At 61.5% G+C, this 717-nt stretch carries 1 protein-coding gene; it reads right to left on the reverse strand.

The window, feature by feature from the left end; genetic code table 11:
• The coding region (locus HPQ62_RS20920) for a YoaK family protein (protein ID WP_174804524.1) at nucleotides 1-643 on the reverse strand (643 nt) is incomplete at its 3' end.
• Nucleotides 644-717: the final 74 nt, after the last annotated feature.

Raw genomic sequence — 717 nt, forward strand, 5'->3', positions numbered from 1 at the left:
GGGCGATTGAGATGACAAGCGGCGCATGGATGACCGTCAATGCCCCGAAGAAGGCCCCGACCAGGACACTGAGCAATGTCGCCACCGGCGCCACCGCCTCGCGCCAGCGCGCCCGCCCGGCGATCGCGTCGGCCACCTTTCCCGCCAGCGTTACCAATATTCCGCTCAGATACGTGCGGACCTCTAAATCCATGTGACCGCTGAACGCATGGTTGATCATCCCCATCGCCGCCGCCAGAGCCACCAGCGTCAGATATGCGGAGCCGCCCATCTCCAGATTGACCGCCGAGGCAGCGAGCACGCCCGCGACCAGCGCCAGCGACGCCGGATCGCGCCGCGCTTCGCCCGCATTGACCAGGCGACCGACCACGCCGCCTACGAAGAAGGCGAGAACCGCACCCGCAATTTTCAAAGATGTCGCACCGTTGCCACTCACAGCTTCGGTTACGATTTTGGTCAGGTTGCCGCTCATGAAAGAGGAGAACATCTGGATCGAGGACAGCAAGGCAAGATATCCGACCGCATCGACCCAGCCGGCAACGGCGTTGAGGATCAACGATACAAGACCTTGCGGTATCGAGGGACGCGCGATCTGACGCTTCACGTCAGCATCCCGCCCGCGGGTTTCGGAATTTTCCTGCATCGAAATGTCCCGACCGACTTTGCTTTTCAACGGACGCCGAAAAGTCCGCCTGGCTATTTCTTATGACCTGCTCG

This window comes from Martelella limonii, from assembly GCF_013344475.1.
Classification (GTDB): Bacteria; Pseudomonadota; Alphaproteobacteria; order Rhizobiales; family Rhizobiaceae; genus Martelella; species Martelella limonii.